Annotated in this window: 13 protein-coding genes; 5 read left to right on the top strand and 8 right to left on the bottom strand. The window is 59.5% G+C overall.

Going from position 1 to position 17,483, the window contains the following annotated elements:
- Positions 1–6 precede the first annotated feature (6 nt).
- Positions 7–2,910, top strand: coding sequence for an EAL domain-containing protein (locus FQ192_RS17930; RefSeq protein WP_149659762.1), 2,904 nt, complete (start codon positions 7–9; stop codon positions 2,908–2,910).
- A gap of 293 nt (positions 2,911–3,203) precedes the next feature.
- The gene (locus FQ192_RS17925; protein ID WP_149659761.1) at positions 3,204–3,659 is read left to right on the top strand and encodes a hypothetical protein; all 456 of its coding nucleotides are present in this window, start codon (positions 3,204–3,206) and stop codon (positions 3,657–3,659) included.
- A 125-nt stretch (positions 3,660–3,784) separates the two neighbouring features.
- Here the strand turns inward: FQ192_RS17925 and proP are convergent, their stop codons facing one another.
- Together proP and FQ192_RS17915 are read right to left on the bottom strand one after the other, a co-directional pair.
- On the bottom strand, positions 3,785–5,287 hold the full coding sequence (gene proP / locus FQ192_RS17920) for a glycine betaine/L-proline transporter ProP (protein ID WP_149659760.1): 1,503 nt from the start codon (positions 5,285–5,287) through the stop codon (positions 3,785–3,787).
- Positions 5,288–5,395: 108 nt separating this feature from the next.
- Complete coding sequence (locus FQ192_RS17915) at positions 5,396–6,307, bottom strand: bestrophin family protein (RefSeq protein ID WP_149659759.1); 912 nt, start codon at positions 6,305–6,307, stop codon at positions 5,396–5,398.
- A 152-nt stretch (positions 6,308–6,459) separates the two neighbouring features.
- Between FQ192_RS17915 and FQ192_RS17910 the strand changes: the two genes are divergently transcribed.
- Both FQ192_RS17910 and FQ192_RS34055 read left to right on the top strand, forming a co-directional pair.
- Positions 6,460–7,386, top strand: a complete 927-nt coding sequence (locus FQ192_RS17910) for a Gfo/Idh/MocA family protein (RefSeq protein ID WP_149659758.1) — start codon at positions 6,460–6,462, stop codon at positions 7,384–7,386.
- Positions 7,387–7,426: 40 nt separating this feature from the next.
- Positions 7,427–8,299 carry a hypothetical protein gene (locus tag FQ192_RS34055; RefSeq protein WP_178129152.1) on the top strand — a complete coding sequence of 291 codons (873 nt, stop codon included), beginning with the start codon at positions 7,427–7,429 and terminating at the stop codon, positions 8,297–8,299.
- Between the two features lie 55 nt (positions 8,300–8,354).
- Here FQ192_RS34055 and FQ192_RS17900 read toward each other — a convergent pair whose 3' ends face one another.
- Positions 8,355–9,185 (bottom strand): alpha/beta fold hydrolase, encoded by an 831-nt coding sequence (locus tag FQ192_RS17900; protein WP_149659757.1) that lies wholly within the window; start codon positions 9,183–9,185, stop codon positions 8,355–8,357.
- A gap of 242 nt (positions 9,186–9,427) precedes the next feature.
- Here FQ192_RS17900 and FQ192_RS17895 point away from each other — a divergent pair, with 242 nt between their 5' ends.
- Positions 9,428–9,883, top strand: coding sequence for a VOC family protein (locus FQ192_RS17895; RefSeq protein ID WP_149659756.1), 456 nt, complete (start codon positions 9,428–9,430; stop codon positions 9,881–9,883).
- 382 nt (positions 9,884–10,265) lie between these two features.
- Here FQ192_RS17895 and FQ192_RS17890 read toward each other — a convergent pair whose 3' ends face one another.
- The 5 genes from FQ192_RS17890 to FQ192_RS17870 all read right to left on the bottom strand — a co-directional run bounded on the left by FQ192_RS17890 (position 10,266) and on the right by FQ192_RS17870 (position 17,481).
- Entirely contained in the window at positions 10,266–11,339 is a 1,074-nt protein-coding gene (locus tag FQ192_RS17890; protein WP_149659755.1) for an FAD-binding oxidoreductase, read from the bottom strand.
- A 164-nt stretch (positions 11,340–11,503) separates the two neighbouring features.
- Complete coding sequence (locus FQ192_RS17885) at positions 11,504–13,363, bottom strand: ABC transporter ATP-binding protein (RefSeq protein WP_149659754.1); 1,860 nt, start codon at positions 13,361–13,363, stop codon at positions 11,504–11,506.
- Positions 13,364–13,821: 458 nt separating this feature from the next.
- Positions 13,822–14,415 (bottom strand): hypothetical protein, encoded by a 594-nt coding sequence (locus tag FQ192_RS17880; protein ID WP_149659753.1) that lies wholly within the window; start codon positions 14,413–14,415, stop codon positions 13,822–13,824.
- Between the two features lie 514 nt (positions 14,416–14,929).
- Positions 14,930–16,108: a PLP-dependent aspartate aminotransferase family protein gene (locus FQ192_RS17875; RefSeq protein ID WP_149659752.1), complete on the bottom strand. Its 1,179-nt coding sequence runs from the start codon at positions 16,106–16,108 to the stop codon at positions 14,930–14,932.
- Positions 16,105–17,481 (bottom strand): cystathionine beta-synthase, encoded by a 1,377-nt coding sequence (locus FQ192_RS17870; protein ID WP_149659751.1) that lies wholly within the window; start codon positions 17,479–17,481, stop codon positions 16,105–16,107. Before FQ192_RS17870 ends, FQ192_RS17875 begins: the two co-directional genes overlap by 4 nt.
- Positions 17,482–17,483: the final 2 nt, after the last annotated feature.

Raw genomic sequence — 17,483 nt, 5'->3', positions numbered from 1 at the left:
ACGCTGATGAGTTTTCGCCCATTGACTGACTTCCCAGCGCAATCGAACGATTGCGGCGTTATCGCATCCCAACTGAAAGGGAATCTGGAAACAGTCGGCATGGCTTACGCTGGCAACAGGGACACCATCGAACACTTGCTGGACTCGGCGCGCAACTGGGCCCACACCACCGCGTGGGTGGTCTATCGCGCCGGTGAACAACTGCATCTGGTCGGGCAGGGCGATCCGCAGGTGCAGTGGCCGTCCAGCGTGGCCAATGACGAGTTCGAAGCCTTTTGCCGGAGTCGGCAGTTGCACCGCTGGCCGACCGGTCGCGGCGAAAGTGAGCTCGGTTGGCTACTCGCACCCATCAGCGATGCCGCGCAACCAGCGCTCGCCGAGTTTGCCCTGCGCCTGGGCATTCAGGTGCAGACCGACACCCTGGCCCGTGCGCAGATTACCCAACGCGTGCTGTATGAAATCACCTACCTGGCCAGTTCGACCCGCGACCGCGCCGTGTTCCTGGTGGGGGTTCACCAGTTGCTGGCCAGCCTGATCGACGCCGAGAACTTCTATCTCGCGCTGTATGACCCGCACACCGGCAAGATGGAATACCCGTACTACGTCGACATCATCGATGTCGAAGCCCTGGAATCCGAGAACTACGAATACCTCGACCCTGCGCACTTGTCGCTGACCGCCCAGGTGTTGACCTCGGGCCAACCGTTGCTGATCGACGCCGCCGGCATTCACGCGGCGGCGGCCGAAGGTCGCTTCTACTGCGTGGGCGACTGTCCGGAGTTCTGGATGGGTGCGCCGTTGAAAAACGCTTCGGACGACGTGTTTGGCATGCTGGCGATGCAGGTCTACGACGTGTCCCGGATCTACAGCGCTGAAGACCGCGCGCTGTTCCTGGTGGTGGCCCGCCACGTGGCCATGGCGCTGGACCGGATCCTGCACCGCGCCGATCTGGAAGAAACGGTAATGCGGCGTACCCTGGAGCTCTCGGAGCTCAACGACGCCTTGCGCCAGGAAGTGGCCGACCGCGAGCGCGCCGAACATCTGCAGAGCGCGCTGTTCCAAATCGCCGAACTGTCGAGCCAGCCCGGTGACATGGCCGAGCTGTTCCAAACCTTGCATGGCATCGTCGGTGATTTGCTGTTCGCGCAGAACTTCTACATCGCGCTGTTCGACGACGGCACCAGTGAAGTGACCTTCCCGTATTACGTCGATGAGCGCCAGACGGTTCGCCCGGAAGCTCGGCGCGGGAGTCGGGGCTTGACCGAGTACGTTATCCGTCAGCGCCGGGCATGTCTGATTGACGTCGACGAAGCCGAACGATTGACCGCAGAAGGCGAAATCGAAGTCGCCGATGTGTATTACCAAGCCTATTCCTGGCTGGGCATTCCGCTGTTCGATGGCGATGTGGTGCGCGGTGTGCTGGCAGTACAAAGCTACACCTCGAACGTGCGCTATACCTTGCGGGACCAGGAACTGCTGACGTTCGTCTCGCGGCACATCGACACTGCGTTGTCGCGCCGCACCGCCGCCGAGGCGATCCATGCCGCCAACCTCAAGCTCGAAGCCCGGGTACAGAACCGCACCCGTGAACTCGATCACGCCAATGCCAAGCTGCAACACGAAAACTCCCACGATGCGCTGACCGGGCTGCCGAATCGCACCTACTTGCAACAGCGCCTCAACCTGGCCTGGTCGCAATTCGGCAGCGACGGCGGGCATCTGGCGGTGATGTTCATCGACCTCGACCGTTTCAAAATGGTCAACGACAGCCTCGGCCACCATTTTGGCGACCTGCTGCTGATGCAGGCCGCCCAGCGTCTGCGCGGTTGCCTGCGCGACACCGACATGCTCGCGCGCCTGGGGGGCGATGAGTTTTCTGTGCTCGCACCCGAAGCGCCGCTGGAGGTGGTGGTCGACATCGCCGAACGGATCCTGGTGGCGTTCGACCTGCCGTTTGTGATCAACGGCCATCAGGTGTTTTCGTCCTGCAGCATCGGCATTGTCAGCGCCGACAGCCAGTTCCACCACGAACCCGCCGACCTGCTGCGCGATGCCGATGCGGCGATGTATCGGGTCAAAAGTGCAGGGCGCGACAGCTACGCGGTGTTCAACCAGGAAGTGCGCCGGGAAGTCTCGGACCAGGTCGAACGCGAAGGCGCGCTGCGCAATGCGCTCAAACGCACCGACGAACTGCTGCCGTATTTCCAGCCGATTGTCAGCGTCGACACCGGCGAACTGGTGGCCCTCGAAGCGCTGATCCGCTGGCATCAACCGGGTGGCCGAGTGATCGCGCCGGGCGAGTTTCTGCCGGATGTCGAGGGCTTGCGCCTGATCGGTCGCCTGGACCTGTACATGCTCACCAGCGTCGCCCTGATCCTCGCCCAACCCCAACACGCGAATTGGCCGCCAGTGCACCTCAACTGCTCCAGCTACAGCATGACCCGCCCGGACTTCGCCAGTGACGTGCTGGCCCTGTTGGCGCGGCACGGGGTCGCGCCGTCGCGGATCTGCCTGGAATTGACCGAAGGCGCGCTGGTGGCCGAACCGGCGATTGCCCGGCTGACCATGCAGCAGTTGGCCGACAACGGCATGTCGGTGGTGCTGGATGACTTCGGCGCCGGGTTTTCATCCCTGAGCTACGTGCACCAATACCGCTTCAGCGGCTTGAAGATCGACAAGTCGTTCATCCTCGAACTGACCGCCAGCCCCCGCAGCCGCGCAATCGTGCGGGCGATCGTGCGCATGGCCGAATCGCTGGATTTGAGCGTGGTGGCGGAAGGGGTTGAGGATCAAGCGACCCTGGACCTGCTGCGCGAAATGGGCGCGGGGCAGGCCCAGGGGTATTACTTTGCCAAGCCAATGGGGTTGGCGGCGTTGTTGGCGAGTGAGCTGATCGGTCGTCAGGGCTGACGACCGATCGGCCTGTCAGTCGATGCGCGGATGCTGTTGCACCAGGTTTTTGCGCTTGGCTTCCGGTGCGGACGACACGGTGGAAAACCTGGTGGTGCGTGCCGATGATGCGGACTATCAAGCCAAGCGAAATGGTCGCAATCAAGTCGTGTGATTGCTTCCACATGGCTACTTCGTCCGCAGTAAGGGAACTATTCTAAACAGTAGTGTCAATTTGACATGCGCCTTGCAGCGCGCGTCCTACAGAGCCAGACAGTGCCGGGCTGTTTCCCGGAAAACCAGGGAAGAGAGTGATGAGAATTATTGTTGCGATGCTGTTGATGCTTAGCGGTTATGCCTTTGCCGGCTGCAACAGCCTAAGTGACAGTGATCAGCGTGCTTACTGCGATGCCAGGGCGGATAGAGACAGCAGCAAATGCAATTCGATTTCCAACTCCGACCTGCGCGCCACCTGCAATGCAGAAAGCGGCGGCGGCCGCAGCAATTGCAACAGCATCAGCGACAGTGACCAACGCGCTTACTGCAATGCCAAGGCTGGTGGAGGCAGCAGTAATTGCAACTCGATCTCCGGCTCCGCCCTGCGCGCCACCTGCGACGCAGAATCGGGCGGCGGCCGCAGCAATTGCAACAGCATCAGCGACAGTGACCAGCGCGCTTACTGCAATGCCAAGGCAGGCGGAGGCAGAAGCAATTGCAACTCGATCTCCAACAGCGACCAGCGCACTGAATGTGAAGCCATCACGCATTGAGTGAGCAGTTCGTTGTATGAAGTAGGCGTGCGTTCAATTCACCTGGTGTGATTAAACGCGCGCCTACGCCCGCCGCCCCAGCCAACGCACCATTGCCGATAGAACACGTGCGGGTTGACCGGATGTCACTCAATGCGCGGATGCTGTTGCACCAGGTTCTTGCGCTTGGCTTCCAGTTCGGCGATCTGCGCGTCGATGTCTTCGATCTTCTGTTCGATATTGTCTTCATGCTCTTGCAGCAGTTCTTTCGCTTCCTCAAGGTCGGAGGCTGCCGGGGCCGCGCCGCGCAAGGGCATGTTGGCGGTTTCTTTCATGGTGAAGCCGGTCACCAGGCCCACGATGGCGATCACCATCAGGTAGTACGCCGGCATGTACAGGTTGTTGGTGCTCTCCACCAGCCAGGCCACCAGGGTCGGGGTCAGGCCCGCGATCAGCACCGACACGTTGAACGCACTGGCCAGGGCGCTGTAGCGGATGTGCGTGGGGAACATCGCCGGCAGGGTCGAGGCCATCACGCCGATGAAGAAGTTGAGCACCACGGCGATGATCAATAGCCCCGAGAAAATCAGCCCCAGCTTGCCGCTGTTGATCAGCATGAAGGCCGGAATGGCCAGGCAGAACAGCGCGATACTGCCGAAGAGGATGAAGGGGCGGCGGCCAATCTTGTCGCTCAAGAAGCCGATCAGGGGCTGCACGAACAACATGCCGACCATGATCGCGATGATGATCAGCACCCCATGGTTTTCGCTGTAGTGCAGGTTGTGCGCGAGGTAGCTCGGCATGTAGGTGAGCAGCATGTAGTAAGTGACGTTGGTCACGGCCACCACGCCGATGCAGGTCATCAGGCTGCGCCAGTGCTTGGTCGCGACTTCTCTGAACGACACTTTCGGGCCGCGCGCCAGGCCTTCGCGGTCGCCCTGTTCGAGTTTTTCCACGTGTTGCTGGAAGGCCGGGGTCTCTTCGAGTGCGTTACGCAAGTAGAGGCCGATCATGCCCAGGGGCAGGGCGAGGAAGAACGGCAGGCGCCAGCCCCACGATTCGAACTGCTGCTCGCCGATCACGGCGGAAATCAACACCACCAGGCCGGCACCCAGGACAAACCCGGCGATGGAGCCGAAGTCCAGCCAGCTGCCGAGGAAGCCGCGTTTGCGGTCCGGGGCATACTCGGCGACGAAGATCGAGGCGCCGGTGTATTCGCCGCCCACCGAGAAGCCTTGGGCCATCTTCGCCAGCAACAGCAGGATCGGCGCCCAGATACCAATCGTGTCATAGGACGGAATCAGCCCGATGGCGAAGGTGCTCAGGGACATGATGACGATGGTGGCGGCCAGGACTTTCTGCCGGCCATATTTGTCGCCCAAGGCGCCGAAGAACAGGCCACCCAAAGGACGGATCAGGAACGGTACCGAGAAGGTCGCCAGCGCGGCAATCATCTGCACGCTGGGCGAGGCGCCGGGGAAGAACACCTTGCCCAGCACATAGGCGACGAAGCCGTAAACGCCGAAGTCGAACCATTCCATGGCATTGCCCAGTGCGGCGGCGGTAATCGCTTTGCGCATCTTGGCGTCGTCGACAATGATGATGTCGTCCAGTCCGATCGGATTGACGGTTTTCTTGCTTGATTTCATACGAATTACTCTGTCCCTGATGGCTGTCGATGCCATTGTTCTAATGGCACGTGCTCTTGGTTCAGATACATCAGGACACGAAATAATTCACCACTCGCCGCATTTTTGTTAAATCACCGCCGGGCTGGGGTGGTGGAGGCGTTCGCCGCCCAGGGAATCGCGCTGCATGGAGTGCAGGTTTTTCTCTATGGTTTCGCACAAGGCTTCCATCTGGATCTGGTGCTCGCTGTCGCGAAACGGGCTTTGCAGATCGGTGCCGATGCGTTCGATGGCCAGCAGCATGAAGCCCACCACCGTCGAGGCCAGCGGGGTGTACCAGCCCAGGGACTCGACCAGCCCCACCGGCACAATCAGGCAGAACAGCGAAATAAACAGCCGTGGAAAATACACGTAAGGGTAGGGCAGCGGCGTATTCGCAATCCGCTCCATGCCGCCCTGGCTGTTGGACAGATCGACCAGGGTCGTCTCCAGCCGCGACAGGCGAATGCTGTCCAGATGCCCGGCCTTGTATTCCTGGGCCAACAGCGCCGCGGAACCGTTGAGGATATCGTTGGCGAAGTTATTGGTAGAACCACTGCGCGCGAACTCCCCGGCGGGAATAAACGCCTGTAATTCGGGCGGGCATGGCTGGCCCCGCAGATGCGCCGCCAGGCAATTCACATATGCCACGTGACGGCGCAGCAGGGTTGATTTCATCGGGTTGACTTCGTTATCCGGGTCATCCACCAGCGTCAGGACTTGCCGCGCAAAGCTGCGGGAGTTATTGACCATTGCCCCCCACAACGTGCGCGCCTCCCACCAGCGATTGTAGGCACTGCTGTTGCGAAAACTGATCAGCACCACCAACGCCGAGCCGAGCAATGTCAGCGGCATCAGCGGCAGGGTGATCTTGTTTTCCAGAAACAGCATGAAGTCCACGGTGACGGCAATATCCCAGAGCAGTAGCCAGAACAGGGCCCAGCCCACATAGCCCATGGTCTTGATGATCAGGCGGTATTTTTTGATGACGGCGGCTTTCAAGCGGCGACCTCGCGGCGAGTGGGGGGCATTAATGCTCTAACTCGGACGGTGGTTGTCGGGTAAAGGTTCGGTAGGGGGGCGATCAATGGTCATGAGAGGTGTAATCTTGCCCGCTCGCATACCCCGACAAGAAAAATAATCAGGAGTCATTGATGCAACCGATCCGTCTCGGTCTGGTGGGCTACGGCAAGATTGCCCAGGACCAACACGTCCCCGCTATCCACGCCAACCCCGCGTTCCAGTTGGTGTCCGTCGCCACCCAAGGGCAGCCCTGCGCCGGGGTCGAAAACTTCAAGTCCCTGGGCGAGTTGCTGGAAAACGGCCCGCCCGTCGATGCAATTGCGTTTTGCACACCGCCACAGGGCCGCTTCGCTCTGGTGCAACAAGCACTGGCCGCGGGCAAACACGTGCTGGTCGAAAAACCGCCGTGCGCCACCTTGGGCGAGGCGATGGCGTTGGTGGATCAGGTCGCGGAGCAGGGCGTCAGCGGCTTGTTCGCCTGGCATTCCCGCTACGCCCCCGGCATCCAGGCCGCCCGTGACTGGCTGGCTAGCCGCACCTTGCAAAGCGTGCAGATCGACTGGAAGGAAGACGTGCGCAAATGGCACCCCGGCCAGGCCTGGATCTGGCAACCCGGCGGCCTGGGCGTGTTCGATCCCGGCATCAACGCCTTGTCGATCGCCACCCACCTGCTGGCGCTGCCGCTGTTTGTCGAATCGGCCGAACTGCGCGTCCCCAGCAACTGCCAGTCGCCGATTGCCGCGTCGATCAAAATGTCCGACGCGCGCCACCTCGACGTGCGCGCCGAGTTCGATTTCGACCACGGTCACGACGAACTCTGGAGCATCGAAATTCGCTGCACCGAAGGCGTCCTGCGCCTGGACAACGGCGGCGCCTTGCTGAGCATCGACGGCGTGCGCCAGGCGGTCTCGGAGGAGGGCGAATACGCGGCGGTGTATCGGCATTTTCAGCAGTTGATTGGCGATAAGGCCAGTGACCTGGATCTTCAGCCGTTGCGGCTGGTGGCGGATAGTTTTTTTGTGGGGAGTCGGGCGTTGGTTGAGGCGTTTTACGACTAGCGGAGGTGGTATTTTCAGGGATGACTCAGTGATGAAGTGTATGCAACGGATCAAGGCGTACTTTGGGTGGAATTCGCATCGGGAGGCCGGCGCTTCAGAGGCGCAAGATGACAATCAAGCAGCGTCCCGCCTGGAACGGAATCTGGCGTGGATGCCGACATTCGAAGCGCCGAAGCCCCTTGATCTTCCGCCTCCCGCCTGTCCTTCATTAGGGCCGTCCACCGGCGAGTTGGTCAGTCGCTATCGGGCCTATATCGCGCAAGTGGAGACGCTCGATGCGCCCGTGGCCAACGCAGCGTTGCGCGACGCCGGGCGGCGCCTGGCCAGGGACCTGCTGGGAAAAGCGATTGACCTCAGCAGCTCCAAAGCCCAAGAGCTTTCGCCGGACATTTACTGGCTGATGCAAAGCGCGGTGCTCGCTTCGCTGTTCGCTGACGGTGCGCAGTCAGAGGCGTTCGTGGCCTATCGAAACCACGTTCACTCCTACAAGGATGCCGCTCTGATGACGGCTCAAGTCGGGGCGTTCGACCTGTACGTCACCTCGCGTAGCCCCGCACAGCCAGTGGACGAAAGCGAAATTCAATCCAGCTCACCGGACGGTCGCTATTGTGTTCGGGTGACGCCTTGGGAGGCACGCCACTCGCTTTGGGTCTATTCGCCGCGCATCATCGATACCCGGCGGGGCCTCTGCATTTTTCAATTCTCGGACGCTTGTTGGTCAGCGGATCAATCCACTTGGCTCACCCCGACGACCGTAGAACTCAAACTGCGCAAATTCCCTGGAGACCGGATGGGGCAGGGCGTGCGCGTCGTGGTCGATTGTGATGGGCGCGTTGCGCGTTGGGGGAGCGGAGAAACAGTGGAGTTATCGGATCTGGAAAGTGCGCTTGAAGCCCTTCTGAACGAGGCTTGAATAAAGGGACAGATCTATTTTTTTTCGGAAATAAATCTGTTCCCTTATCTCACTTTCAATCGCGAATAAACGCCAACAAATCCGCATTGATCTGATCCGCATTAGTCGTCGGCATACCATGCGGGAAGCCCGGGTAGGTTTTGAGCGTTGCATGCTTCAACAGTTTGGCCGACAGCGGCGCCGAGTCGGCAAAGGGCACAATCTGATCATCCTCGCCATGCATGACCAGCGTCGGCACTTCAATCGCCTTCAAATCTTCGGTGAAGTCAGTCTCGGAAAACGCCTTGATGCAGTCGTAATGCGCTTTGGCGCCGCCCATCATGCCTTGGCGCCACCAGTTGTCGATCACGCCTTGCGAGGACTTGGCCCCGGGCCGATTGAAGCCATAAAACGGCCCCGCCGGCACGTCCACGTAAAACTGCGCACGGCTGGCGACCAGGGCCGAGCGGAACCCGTCGAACACTTCCAGCGGCAACCCGCCGGGGTTCTTCTCCGACTTGACCATGATCGGCGGCACCGCGCTGATCAATACAGCCTTGGCCACGCGTCCAGGCTTGGCGCGCGCGGTGTAGCGTGCAACTTCACCGCCACCGGTGGAATGGCCGACATGAATCGCGCCCTTGAGGTCGAGGGCATCGGTCAACTCGATGACGTCGGCAGCGTAGGTGTCCATTTCATTGCCTTCCCACGTCTGCGTCGAGCGCCCGTGTCCGCGACGGTCGTGGGCGATCACCCGGTAGCCTTTGAGCAGGAAAAACATCATCTGGTTGTCCCAGTCATCCGCGCTCAATGGCCAGCCGTGGTGAAACACGATCGGCGTCGCGTCCTTCGGACCCCAATCCTTGTAGAAAATCCGCGTTCCGTCTTTGGTCGTGATGGTGTTCATGGCATGTGTCCCCTTGTGATCTGGTGGGTGTGGGGCGTGCAAAAGGTAGCGCGCTCGTGGTCGCGAACGACGGGGTACGAGCGGGCTTGGTCAGTGTAGAAGACGGGCGGGGAGGGACGCTTTCAAGCGATGGGTGGGGTTTGTTGGTTACTGGCAGCTATCGGCAAGGAGCAGTCACTCATTGACAACCTAATACGCCGAGTTGTGTTTACGATAGGTGCCGTTTCGACAGGAGCAATGCAATGGATCTGAAGTTCAGTCACGTAGATGTACTGGTCAAGAATCTTGAGGAAGCCTGTGCTTACTACGCACACATACTAAACGCCAGGATCTCCAAAACGCTTGTCTGGGAGCGGGGTGGTTTGCACGTCCACTACGCGATTGCAATGATCGGTCAAGAGCGTTTCATGCTGGTGCAACCGTTGGCGGGGAATCTGAAAGAACTTTTAGATTCTTCGGGTGAAGGGATGATTTACCGCCACTGCTACTCAACAACGGATATCGAAAAAGCCTATGACGAATTGATAGACGTCGGTGTTCAGCCTCAAGACGAAAATGGAGAACCATTGGCTCGTGCGAATCTGCAATCCCCGTCCGGCGCACGCGTCATCTGGTTACCAAAGCGCTTCGGGCACTTTTCTATCGAGATACTTGAAGAAAAGGCTCTGGAAGCGTTTATCGAGACTGCCTTTATCTAAAAACAATGTAGCAGCCGTTCACGACAGGCTACTTTTGGCAGAAGCGGACGTTCAACATCCGTCTTTTCGCCTGTTCTGAATGCTATACACCGAGAAAAAGGGACGGATTTATTTTTCCGTTCTACCCAGGAAAAAGGGGGGCATGTAAATAAGTCTGTCCCTTTTTCCCTAATCTTACTTTCGTGACGACTGTTGGGTAAGTTGAGTCGTCATTCATTTTATAAATAGTGTTCAGGGGGCTGAGTCTGTGTATTGATCGAGTTTTCCTTTCCTGAATATTTGTCTCTGTCGTGCTAAATACGGCCCAGTCAGATTTACTGACGGGAAGTGCCAGAGTCGAATTGGACGCTGATTGGCCGATTGCCGCCTCCCAAGAGGATCCCTACGCTTGGAAGAATCGATCGGGCCGGCAGGGGCAAAGGGCACTGGACGCCTTGTCATCGATGATCTCCTCGCTGGCAAGGCGTCCCACTACCGCCGCCAAAGTCACTCCAGGGTGCATTGCACAAACATAGACGCCGCCCACTTTTGGTAGATAACCGATAACGGGGATGCCATCGGCAGGCATGGGCCTAAGTCCGACACAAGCCCATTCCGGATTTATAGAAACAACACCACGGAGTTCGTTCTGGATGGTCTTGGCAGTTCGAAGCGCTATCGCTGCCGGCTGATTTTCCATGGAGTCGTCCACGTAATCTTCTGCCGCCAGCAACGCACCCTCCGGACTTTGCCTCACTTCCATTTCAGGGCTGGAGATGAGGGTGTGCACGAGGTTGGGTTGTGACTTGTAACGGATGAAAATGGCAGGCGAGGCCTCTATTGGCAGGGACACTTCAAGCATGTCTGCCAGTTTCGTAATGCCTGTCCCGGCCGCCAATACGACAATATCGGCATCGATGATGCCTATTGTTGTTTCGACTCCGGTCACCTTTGCACGCTGGGTTACAAAGCCGAGCACCCGCGTCTGAGTGAGAATCTTCGCCCCATGTGCCTGGGCACCTGCGATCAACACATGCGTAGCTGCCACTGCGTCCAGCGCCCCTTCTTCAGCCACATACACAGCAGACTGAGGAGGATTCTTGAGATTTGGTTCAAGGTCGAGAATCTGCGATCGAGACACCAGGTTTGCCGAAGCTTGGCTACCTGAGATCTGCAGCTCTCCACTTGCCATCACGCTGTAAGACAAGGCTCCTGTCCATCGTATCTTCAGACCAGGCAGCTGCGTTTCGAGTCGGCGGTACTCCTTGATTGCAGAACCGCGCAGTTGCGCAATTGGGTCGGGTTCGGGGTGTGAGGTATTGATCCAGGCGAATGAACTGCCAGTCACTCCCGAAGCTATTCCTTGAGCCTCGACCAAGATGACATTCGCGCCTTTACCTGCCAAGTGATACGCCAATGACGCGCCCACGATGCCTGCACCAATGACAACCACTCGTTTGCCCTGACCATTTCCCATATCAACCTCCGTTCTGTCGATGTGCCGATGGTACGACAGCTGGATGATTTCATGACATGAGAGCCTGATCGTTCAGGACGCTTTTTGAGTGTCTGCTTCTGGCCGAAAGCACCCCTCACCAAGCAGCGCCGATCATGACGCCCATCGCTGCCCGAACGTCCCCCTCAAACCTGATCCAACACCTCAACCACACCCTTATCCTCCCCCAGAAAACCCCCACTCTGATGCTGCCAAAGCCGCGCATACACCCCATTCTTCGCCAGCAATTCACTGTGCGTACCCTGTTCGATAATGCGTCCGTCATCCATGACGATGAGCCGGTCCATGGCCGCAATTGTGGACAGTCGATGGGCGATGGCGATGACGGTTTTGCCTTGCATCATTTCATCGAGGCTTTCCTGGATGGCGACTTCGACTTCCGAGTCCAGCGCGCTGGTGGCTTCGTCGAGCAGCAGGATCGGGGCGTTTTTGAGCATGACTCGGGCGATCGCGACGCGCTGGCGCTGGCCGCCTGACAGTTTGATGCCGCGTTCACCCACCAGGGTGTCGTAGCCGCTATGACCTTGCCGGTCGCTGAGTTGGCTGATGAATTCATCGGCCTGGGCGTTGGCGGCGGCGCGGCGGATTTGCGCGTCGGTCGCGTCGGGACGGCCGTAGGCGATGTTGTCGCGGATGGAACGGTGGAGCAGGGAGGTGTCCTGCGTGACCATGCCGATAGAGGCGCGCAGGCTGTCTTGCGTCACTTTGGCGATGTTCTGGCCGTCGATGCAAATCTCCCCGCTGTTGACGTCGTAGAAGCGCAGCAGCAGGTTGATCAGCGTGGATTTACCCGCGCCGGAACGGCCCACCAGGCCGATTTTTTCGCCCGGGCGGATGCTGAGGTTCAGGCCATTGAGCACTTGGCGTTCGCCGTTGTAGTTGAAACTCACATTGTTGAAGGTGACCGCGCCGCCGGTGGTCTGCAGCACGCCCGCATCCGGCGCGTCCTGCACTTGGGTGCCGAGGGTCAGCGTCGCCATGCCATCCTGGGCGGTACCGATGCTTTCGAACAGCGAGGTCATTTGCCACATGATCCAGTTCGACATGCCATTGATCCGCAATGCCATTGCAATGATTGCCGCCACGGCGCCGGCGCCGACCGCACCCTGGTGCCACAGCCACAGGGCATAACCGCCGGCGGCCATGATCAGCGCCACCACCAAGGCCTGGTTGACGATCTCGAACTGGCTGACCAGGCGCATCTGCCGGAACCCGGTTTGCTTGAAGTCTTCCATCGCGGCACGCGCGAAATGCGCTTCGCGATTGGAGTGGGAGAACAGCTTCACCGTTGTGATGTTGGTGTAGGCGTCCGAGATACGCCCGGTCATCATCGAGCGTGCGTTGGCCTGTTCCTGTCCGACTTTGCCCAGGCGGGGCACGAAGTACCACATGGCCAACCCGAACAGCACGAACCAGGCCACGAAGGGCAGGATCAGCTTCAGCGCGAAGCCGCCGGCCAGCGCGATGATCGCGATGAAGTAAACGCCAATCCCCGGGAGGATTTCGATCAGCGTGAACAGCACGTCGCGCACGGCCAGCGCCGTCTGCATCACCTTGGTGGTGACGCGCCCGGAAAACTCATCGGAAAAAAACGACAGGCTTTGGCGCAGCATCAGGCGATGGAAGTCCCAGCGCAGGCGCAACGGCAAATTGATCGCCAAGACCTGGTGCTGCACCATCGTGCGCAACGCCACCAGCCCGACGCTGGTCACCATGACAATGCCCATGCCCCACAACACGGAACTTTCCTGCGCCGCCGCTTCACCGCCGGCCTGCCAGGTCGAGAGCAGGTCCACGATCTGCCCAAGGAAGGAAAACAGCCAGGCTTCGTAAATCGACACACCGGCACTGAGCAGCGCCAGCGCCAGGATGTAACCGCGAGCGCCGCGGGTGCAGGCCCACAGAAATCGGGCCAGGCCGTCGGGCGGCGGGGGGACCTCGTCGGGGGGGAAGGGGTCGAGCCTTCGTTCAAACACACGAAGCATGGCGGTCTCCAAAACGATCAGTTGGGGGGAGTTTGCCATTGAACGGCGGCGTTGAGGGTTTGGAAGGTTCGCCTGCGCGATGGCGGCGTGCCAGTCGACATCCTCGTCATTGACCGATCGCCTTCGCGGGCAAGCCTTGCTCCTACATTTGTTTTGCGTCGTTCACAGAGTTGGCGGGCAACATCAATCCCTGTAGGAGCAATGCTTGCTCGCGAAAGCGGCGCGTCAGTCGATATCCTCGTCGCTGAGACACCGCCTTCGCGGGCAAGCCTCGCTCCTACATTTGTTTGCGTCGTTCACTGTGAATAGGGGAAAGATCTATTTTCTTGTTTTTCTTCGAAAATAAATCTGTCCCCCTTATCTTGTTTTACGAAAAGTCAGCTGCTCAACATGTCCGGCGGCGGTTCTATCCGGCTACTCGCCTCGCGCACTACCATCGTGAATAAAACATCCTCCAGTCACACCTGAAACTTTCTCAGAGGCTCCACAGGGTAATTCAGCTGCTTCAGCGACAATTCAAACTCACTGAGAAAATCATTCAACCGAGACTTCTGAATAGACAAAACAAAGCGAAACTGTGCGCCGTCATTTCTCTCAATGACAACGCCGCGATCCCGCGCGCCTAGCCATCCGCCCTGAACATAACCGGAAATTTTTTTGATGTCCGATCGAGGTATCACGCCAGAAAAATGCTCTGAACTCATCTGCTTTTCGACAGTGACGCCCGACGAATCAAAGCCCACGTGAAAACCGGCCTCGGCAGGACTTTCATTATCGACCTTAGCCTTGCTCTCCGACTTTTCTACCAGTTTGATGGTCACGATCACAAACACGACAATCGCCACCACACCGAGTATCAAATAAGCAACAGGATCGGAAAATGAAGGCCTTCCAAACACATTCGCAAACACGACACCGAACACAATAATGGCGTACATCCATTTTGTACTCGCTTCCATAAACCTCCAGGCCTTACCGAACGGCTTGATATACGCCTCGTGAGGATGAACATAAATCGCCTGAATAATATTCGCCGGAATTACCACACTCACTCCTGCCACTCCCTTTTCTTAAAATCCATTTCGGAACGCATGGTAACCGGTCTGTCGACATCCTCGCCATTGACACACCGCCTTCGCGGGCAAGCCTTGCTCCTACATTGTTTGCGTCGTTCGCAAAATGGGCGGGCAACATCAATCCCTGTAGGAGCGAAGCTTGCTCGCGAAAGCGGCGTGTCAGTCGACATCCTCATCATTGACACACCGCCTTCGCGGGCAAGCCTCGCTCCTACATTGTTTGCGTCGTTCACAAAATTGGCAGCCAACACCAATCCCTGTAGGAGCAAAGCTTGCTCGCGAAAGCGGCGCGTCAGTCGATATCCTCGTCGCTGAGACACCGCCTTCGCGGGCAAGCCTCGCTCCTACATTTGTTTGCGTCGTTCACAGAGTTGGCGGGCAACATCAATCCCTGTAGGAGCAAAGCTTGCTCGCGAAAGCGGCGTGTCAGTCGGAATCACCGTTATAGACACACCGCCTTCGCGGGCAAGCCTCGCTCCTACGGTTTCAATCAGATCAACGCCAATGCCTGCGCCAAATCCGCCCGCAAATCCTCCACATCCTCAACCCCCACCGACAACCGCACCAACCCATCCCCAATCCCTAACTGCGCACGCGTCGCCGCCGGAATGCTCGCATGGGTCATGATCGCCGGATGCTCAATCAAACTTTCCACGCCACCCAAACTCTCCGCCAGGGCGAAGATTTTTACGTTCTCAAGGAAGCGTGTGGCGCCGGCCAGATCGGTATTCAAATCAACCGAAATCATCCCGCCAAAACCTCGCATTTGCCGGCGCGCCAGTTCGTGCTGCGGATGTGACGGCAGCCCCGGATAGTAAACCCGTGACACTTGCGGCTGGGCTTCCAGCCATTTCGCCAGTTCCAGCGCATTGCTGCAGTGGCGTTCCATGCGCAGGGCCAACGTTTTCACGCCGCGCAGGGTGAGGAAGGCGTCGAATGGGCCGGAGATCGCGCCGACGGAGTTTTGCAGGAAGCCCAGGCGTTCGGCCAGTTCCGGGTTTTGCCCGACGACGGCGATGCCGCCGATGACGTCGGAGTGGCCGTTGAGGTATTTGGTGGTCGAGTGCACGACGATGTCGAAGCCCAGCTCCAGCGGACGTTGTATCCACGGGCTGGCGAAGGTGTTGTCGGCGACGCAGATGATGCCGCGGTCGCGGCAGGTGCGGGCGATGGCGCTGAGGTCGGTGAGGCTGAGCAGGGGATTGCTCGGCGTCTCGACCCAGACCATGCGCGTGTCGTCCTGCAGCGAGGCTTCGAAATTCGCCAGGCTGGTCAGGTCGACGTAGCTGAAGCGATGCCCGGCGCTGCGTTGGCGCACTTTGTCGAAGAGGCGGAAGGTGCCGCCGTACAGGTCATTGCCGGAGACGATGTGCGAGCCGGCGTCGAGCAGTTCGAGCACGGTGGAAATCGCCGCCAGCCCGGAGGCGAAGGCGAAGGCCTGGGTGCCGCCCTCAAGGTCGGCGACGCAACGTTCCAGGGCAAAGCGCGTCGGGTTATGCGAGCGGCCGTAGTCGAGGCCCTTGTGCACGCCGGGGCTCGATTGCAAGTAGGTGGAGTTGGCGTAGATCGGCGGCATCAGCGCCCCGGTGGACGGGTCCGGGACCTGGCCGGCGTGGATCACCCGCGTGGCGAAGGCACGTGGCGCACCGGTTTCATCGTGCTGACTCATGTAAGGGATCTCCGTAAATGATTGAGAAGGTCGACGCGGGTAATCAGGCCGTGAAAGCCCGAGGCGTCGGCGATGATCGCCACCAGTCCGCGATCGAGCTCGGCTTGCAGTTCAGGCAGGCTGGCGCCGGGCGACAGGGTTTGTACCTTGTCGGTCATCGCGCTGGCCACGGTCAAGCGAAAGTGCGAAGCGTCTTCCTGCATGCCGAGCAGAATATCGGACTCGTCGATCACGCCGACCAACTGCTTGCCATCCACCAGCACCGGCAGTTGCGACACATCCGCCAGGCGCATGCGCTGGAACGCAGTGAGCAGGGTGTCGTCCGGGCCAACGCTGATGACCCGGCCATCCTCGAAACGCCGGGAGATCAGGTCGCGCAGGTCGCCGTAGCGTTTGTATTGCAGCAAGCCCTGGTCGTTCATCCATTGGTCGTTGTAGACCTTCGACAGGTAGCGGGTGCCGGTGTCGCAGACGAAGGTGACCACGCGTTTCGGCTCGGTTTGTTCGCGGCAATAACGCAGGGCCGCGGCCAGCAAGGTGCCGGTGGACGAGCCGCCGAGAATCCCTTCGGCGCGCAGCAGTTGGCGGGCGTGGTCGAAGCTTTCTTCGTCACTGATCGAGTAGGCGTGGCGCACGCTGGAGAGGTCGGTAATCGACGGAATAAAGTCTTCGCCAATGCCTTCCACCGCCCACGAACCAGGCTTGCCGAGAATGCCGCTGCGGCTGTATTCGGCCATGACCGAACCGACCGGATCGGCCAGGACCATTTCCAGGTCCGGCTGTACGCGCTTGAAGAATCGGGTCAGCCCGGTCAGCGTGCCGGCGGAACCCACGCCGACCACAATCGCATCCAGATCATGCTGGGTCTGCGCCCAGATCTCCGGCGCGGTGCTGCACTCATGGGCCAGCGGGTTGGCCGGATTGTTGAATTGATCGGCGAAAAACGCGTCGGGAATTTCCTTGGCCAACCGCGCGGCCACGTCCTGGTAATACTCGGGATGGCCCTTGCCGACATCGGAGCGGGTGATGTGCACTTCGGCGCCCATGGCCTTCAAGTGCAAGACCTTCTCCGTGGACATTTTGTCCGGCACCACCAGCACCACCCGATAGCCTTTGGCACGCCCGACCAGCGCCAGGCCCAGGCCGGTATTGCCAGCGGTGGCTTCAACGATAGTGCCACCGGGTTTCAGGCGTCCATCGCGTTCGGCGGCGTCGATCATCGCCAGGCCGATACGGTCCTTGATCGAACCGCCGGGGTTCTGCGATTCGAGTTTGAGAAACAGCGTACATGGGCCGGTATCGAAGCGGCTGACGCGCACCAGCGGCGTGTTGCCAATCAGTTCGAGAACGGCGGGGCGGGAATTAGTTGGCATGT

Source organism: Pseudomonas sp. ANT_J12 (assembly GCF_008370045.1).
Taxonomy (GTDB): Bacteria; Pseudomonadota; Gammaproteobacteria; order Pseudomonadales; family Pseudomonadaceae; genus Aquipseudomonas.
This window is presented reverse-complemented; position numbering and strand designations above follow the sequence as displayed.